Annotated in this window: 5 protein-coding genes; 3 read left to right on the forward strand and 2 right to left on the reverse strand. The window is 63.0% G+C overall.

Annotated elements, in window-relative coordinates; all coding sequences use genetic code 11:
- Nucleotides 1–127: 127 nt before the first annotated feature.
- From D7I43_RS32165 to D7I43_RS32635, 3 genes are all read left to right on the forward strand, one after another.
- Nucleotides 128–313, forward strand: a complete 186-nt coding sequence (locus D7I43_RS32165; protein WP_120332312.1) for a hypothetical protein — start codon at nt 128–130, stop codon at nt 311–313.
- A gap of 279 nt (nt 314–592) precedes the next feature.
- Nucleotides 593–1,168: an RNA polymerase sigma factor gene (locus tag D7I43_RS32170; RefSeq protein WP_120332313.1), complete on the forward strand. Its 576-nt coding sequence runs from the start codon at nt 593–595 to the stop codon at nt 1,166–1,168.
- A complete protein-coding gene (locus D7I43_RS32635; RefSeq protein WP_147427378.1) occupies nt 1,152–2,108 on the forward strand; it encodes a hypothetical protein in 957 nt (318 codons plus the stop codon). The genes D7I43_RS32170 and D7I43_RS32635 overlap by 17 nt, the downstream gene beginning before the upstream one ends.
- A 1,172-nt stretch (nt 2,109–3,280) precedes the next feature.
- Here the strand turns inward: D7I43_RS32635 and D7I43_RS32175 are convergent.
- Together D7I43_RS32175 and D7I43_RS32180 are read right to left on the reverse strand one after the other, a co-directional pair.
- On the reverse strand, nt 3,281–3,781 hold the full coding sequence (locus D7I43_RS32175) for an SAM-dependent methyltransferase (RefSeq protein WP_120332314.1): 501 nt from the start codon (nt 3,779–3,781) through the stop codon (nt 3,281–3,283).
- Nucleotides 3,782–3,818: 37 nt separating this feature from the next.
- The gene (locus D7I43_RS32180) at nt 3,819–4,874 is read right to left on the reverse strand and encodes an NsdA family TPR-like regulatory protein (protein WP_240033331.1); all 1,056 of its coding nucleotides are present in this window, start codon (nt 4,872–4,874) and stop codon (nt 3,819–3,821) included.
- Nucleotides 4,875–5,103 lie beyond the last annotated feature (229 nt).

A 5,103-nucleotide genomic window follows, 5' to 3' on the forward strand; every position in this document is an offset into this window, starting at 1 on the left:
GTACCACGGCATGAAACGGCTACGGATCCGCTGGGAACGCCGCGACGACATCCACGAAGCCTTCCTTGCCCTGGCCACCTGCATCATCACGTACCGACACGTCGTACGACTTTGTTAGGACCTCTAAGTGGACGGCAGCGTCGTCAACCTGTTCTCTGTTGTGATCGCCATCCTGCTGGGGGTCATCGCTGGGCTCGTCGCGATGCAGCTCGCCCGGTCTGGGGGAAGCGCATGGCAGGCCGCGTTCTGTTACGGGGCCGGCGCGTTCGCCGGGACTGTGCTGCTCGCGCTCGAGGTCAAGGATCACCTCTGAACCGGTTGCCCGACCGGCTCGCCGGGCCGCATGGGGTGCGCCACCGGGGTGGACCCGGTCGCGCGCCCTCGTGCAGCCCGGCGAGCAGGATCTCGAAAAAAATCTTGGCCGAGCTTTGCACGTTCGAGCGGCCTCGCGCCTTGTACCGGGTGAAGAGCCGCTCCGCTCAGCTCACAAGGCCACCGGGGTGTCGATCTTCTCGTTCCCTGCCACCCCCGTTGGGAGGTCGCTCCGCATGAGCGCATTCGACGTCAATCGCATGATCAGCAGGAGGGCTGAGTGCCCCAGGACAAACGGGAACCGCCGCCGGAGACGGGAAGCGGATTCCGAGACTTCGACGAGTTCTTCCGCCTCGACTACACGCGGGTCATTCACTTCGTAAGGCGCTTCGGGGCGACCTGGCAAGAGGCCGAGGACGCAGCCCAGGAAGCCATGGCCGCCGTGTACAAGAGGTGGAACGTGCTCAGCGATGAGAACCCTCGCGGGTATGCCCGCACCGTGGCGGAGCACGCTTACGCGCGAAGTAGGGTGAAGCAGCGGCGGGAACGTGAGAGTTTCCTGGTTGCCGGATGGCCGAACCCCAACTCGTTCGACTTAGACGATGTGATGTTCCGTAAGGACACTCGTCTCACTCTTTGGGCGTTGAGCCGGCTACCGATCGAGCAGCGGCGGGTCTTCGCTTGGGCCATGGACGGCTTCAGCCACAAGCAGATCGCCGAGTTTCTGGGTAAGCCGGAGGCCACGGTCCGCTCGAACTACCGGCATGCCAGGAACAAGTTGGCGGAGCTCCTCGCGCCCTACAAGACAAAGATTTCGTCGGCTGGAAGGAGGCCGGACGATGAACAGAAACGATGACCTCGAGCCGGCAAGCATGACTGACGACGAGTTGGACATCTGGCTGACCAACGTCAACGACGACATCTGCGAGACGCTGGACCGTGTGGTGGACACCGAGGGCGCTCTGCTTCGCCTGAAGCAGAGCGTCGCCAAGGAGGCCGTCACTGTCGCTCACGCGAGCGGCAGTGACGGCGCGGATCGGGCTATCCGCTTTGTTCTCAGCCACGGTGGGAGACCGCCGGCATCGGCGGGCACTGCGGCCCAGCGCAACGCGCTGGGCCGCGCCGCCCACCTATTCCATCGCATGGCTTCCAGCGATGCCTCGTTGCGATCGATGGTCCAAGCCGCGCTGGCCGTGACGGCCGCCGCGGCGGCGCTAATGGCTGCCGTCATTTCTGTGCTCCTTGAGCAAGTGAGCGACGGCGCTAATACGGCGCCGCCACGGGTCCTTCTTGTTGGCAGCTTCGCCATGGCTGGCTTAGCGATGATCAGCGTGATGACGTCGATTCGGCGGGTGTCGCGACGACGTCTCCTGCCTGGATTGTTCGGACTGCGGTCAGGCCAGGGAAGCTCGTGTCTGGGCTGGGCGAAACTGGGCCGAAGAGAAAAACGCGCGCGTCGAAGGCGGATACGCGAGGGTGTCGGAAAAGCCATCATCCTGTGGACTGCTCGCCTCTTCTCGACACCCACCGTTTACTTTCTCAAAGAACAACCGAGGGTTGCCCTTCTTGCATCGGCGCAAGCCGCGGACGAGCAGGGGCTGATTACGGAGGAGCAATGTGATGAGGATCTGCTTCCAGACCGTTCCGCCGAGTTGATCGGTGCTGGCTCCGTTGCGGTGCGAGGCTCTCGTGAGCCGAGGAAACCCATTCGTGTCGTTCGACCTGCCGCGCCTCCAGATCTTCACGCCAGTCCAAAGCCATCGCATGCGCGTCGGCGGAGGAAGCGGAGAGGTTGAGAGGAGCGGTGGCGATGAGTTGCTGTCTTGACGACTTGACACGTAGCCGTGACGGTGTCCCCTGCGTTGATGGGTAACACCTGAGTTCCTTGAACGAACTCGTGAGGGTGTTGCCCGGGGGAAGGGGCAACCTCCGACAACGATCATGGTGAAAAGACGTTGAAGAAAGAGGCGGGGCCGCTCCACAAGAGCCGCCCCGCCTCTTTGCGGCGTGGCCAAACGACAGCCAGCCTCGGTCACACATCTCAGGTGGGTGATCGCAGGGGGTAGGGATCAAGCAAAAAAAGGAAGCCGGGCGGCCTGCGCCTCGCCGCTGCCGCAATGAGACCATCGTCGCGGGGTTGACTGGGCCTGACGGCAACCTTGCGAGCGGCAAGTCCAGCCAGCCGGGCAGAGGTAGCGTTGGCATCCTCGATGGACATGCATTCATGCTTCTGCGGTCAACTCTTCTGGCGTCTCCCCGGTATCGAGCGAGATCTCGGTCGGAACACTCCCGCCTCCGGGCGGTAGCCGACGCCAAGCAAGGTCGTACCCGAATCCGCCCACTGCAGCGCTCACTGCCCGGACGGCGGCCGTGAGCGCTGTCGCATCAGTCGTAAACTGCGCTTTGACCAGGGGATGCGCCTGGTCCTCTGCCGCGATTTCGCTCGCCAAGCGTTCCGCCACAGGGCTCACGTATCTGTCGTCGACTGCGAGGATGTGAGGGTGCCCGAGAGGAACGCCGTCGGCGATGGTGCCGAGTGCGCGTCCCTGGTTCTGCGACGCCTCGTTCCGCGCCCACTGCGCGATCTAGCGGCTTTCGCGGTAAGGTCGGTCGGCAGTTGGCCGGGTCCACACGGACCGGACCGCTGTGGCGTTGGAAGCTTGCCGTCCATCGTTGGAAGCCTCGGCCGCTGGCGCATGACGTTCTACGGCGACACCACTCGCCGGCTTCTGTTGCGGCGAGGATGGTCAGGGTGTCGATGTCTGGGTCCTTCCGCGCCCCTTCCTGGAGCGGTGGAGCCCGGTAGGAATCGAACGCGGGACCTTGGATTAGAGGTTGAATCCGGGTCGTGATTCCGGTTTGGCTGCCAGTTCATAGCGGTGTCTATCTCTGCAAGTAGACATCCCTATGGTTCCGTCAGTGATCGATGGTGTTAGTTGGTCCGTGGGCGTCCGGGCTCGTAGCGAGATCACGTTGTCCGCTGTTCTGTCTGGGCCTCTGTGAAATACAGTCCGAGCATCTGAGTCGTCCAGGTCGGTTGCTTGACTTCGCCGCGTGGGCCGAACTCCGAGAACCAGGGCTTGATGTCGAGGACGGGAGTGCCGTCCACAGCGTCTAGCTCCTCGACGTGAAGGTCAAGGCCATCAACCTTGACCAGGCGGCATCGAGACACGCCCAACCAGTTGATGCGGCGCATGTTTCGGTGGCCGAAGATGCCCACCTCGGGCCAGTCCGGGTTGTCTCTTGGTCGGCGTGCGCCCAGGTTCAGATCGGTCGGGTCAGTGAGGTGGAATCGAAAGATGATCTCAAGGTGGGAGAATTCTTCTAGTCCCTTGGTGGCTGCTGAGGTGAACCGGTTTTCATCAATCCGGATAATGGCCCGGCTTCCGCCCCAATAGTCGTCCGTCGGCTCGACTCGTCCGCCAACGACACGCGCAACGGGTTCTATGGTGAATTTCTCGGCTGCCATTCCAGTCTCCCGCTTCTGCTGATGGCTGTCGTCTTTGTTAGGCGAAAGTTGAAAGGTAGGTCTGGGCGCGAGCGTCCACCGCTTGGACTACCCGGATGCTGCGACGTCGGTATGGCGAGAGGATGGCGCGCATCTCGGAGGCGACCTGGCGGGTGCGGCCCGAGCGGACGCCTTCCATAGCGTCCAGGGCGCGGGTCCACGTTGCGCAGGCTTCCTCGACTTCTCCTTGCCTTGCCTGGACCGCTCCCATATACCCGAGTGTGACGGCGTGGGTTCGGGTGAAGGATGATGCCTTGCGCGTTTTGACGCTGCGTCGAAACTGAGCGGTCGCGCCGGCTAGGTCGCCGGTGTCGCGCAGGGCGCAGGCGGTCTCGTGAGCAAGGCTCGCTTCACCGAAGAAGAAGACTCGGCCGGGCTCATCGTCTCCACTTGAGGCGGCGGCAAGGTCGTCTTCGGCTCGAAGGAGCGCGCGAGCCGCGCTCTGTGTTTCGCCGTTCACGGCCAATGCGCGGGCGTAGACCACTCCGAGCAAGGCTTGTTCTCGTGGAGTCGCAGTCTCGTACCGTGCGCCATCCACTGATGCCGAGGCGAGGTTGAGGGCGTGCTTGTGGTGGCCGAGATCGATGGCTTGATGTGCCATCGCGCGTAGTACGTGCCCTGCCATTGCTGGGTTGTTGGCTTCGGCGGCCAATTTGACTGCCACGTTGAAGTAGTGCTGAGCCACATTGTGTTCGCCGTTGTCGAATGCCATCCACCCGGCGAGGTAGGAAAGTTCGCTGGCGGCGGTGAACATGTCGCGTCTCAGAATGTCGTCGGCGTAGCGCCCGTGAAGGAAGCTCGCTACGTCAGAGGTGAGGTATTGGACGACTGCCAAGCGGGCATGTCCGCCGCCTCTGCGCTGGTCGACGCGGGAGAACAGCGACATCATGTCGCGCACGGCGTCTACGTCGCCTCGGCTCACGGTCCTGCCGCCCGCTGCGGCGCGCACCTGGCCACTCTCGGCCATCTCTGTCCACCAGCGTTCGGAGGGCAGAGTCAGCGCGGCGAGCGAGTAGGCGGCGGTGCTGAGAACGCGTCTGCGTTCAGCGTCCACGTCGACTCTCCCGAGTTCGGTTAGCGCGGTCAGCGTATCGACTCGCCACCCGAGCATGTCTTTGGAGGACAGGGGTGGGGCTGGCAACCCGATCTCGTCTAACTTGATCTTTAACCCCTGGGGTCCTGTGGGGACCCCGACCGATGACGGAAACAGCCCTTGGTTGATGATCTTCTTGTCTAGGGAAGAACATCAATAGCCAAGGGCTGTTCTGGTGACCAGTGTGCAT

It is taken from the genome of Micromonospora globbae, from assembly GCF_003610785.1.
Taxonomy (GTDB): domain Bacteria; phylum Actinomycetota; class Actinomycetes; order Mycobacteriales; family Micromonosporaceae; genus Micromonospora; species Micromonospora globbae.

Coding starts and splice junctions, on each gene's coding strand:
- D7I43_RS32635 (WP_147427378.1), top strand. CDS start 1,152: ATGAACAGAAACGATGACCTCGAGCCGGCAAGCATGACTGACGACGAG.
- D7I43_RS32175 (WP_120332314.1), bottom strand. CDS start 3,781: ATGGCAGCCGAGAAATTCACCATAGAACCCGTTGCGCGTGTCGTTGGC.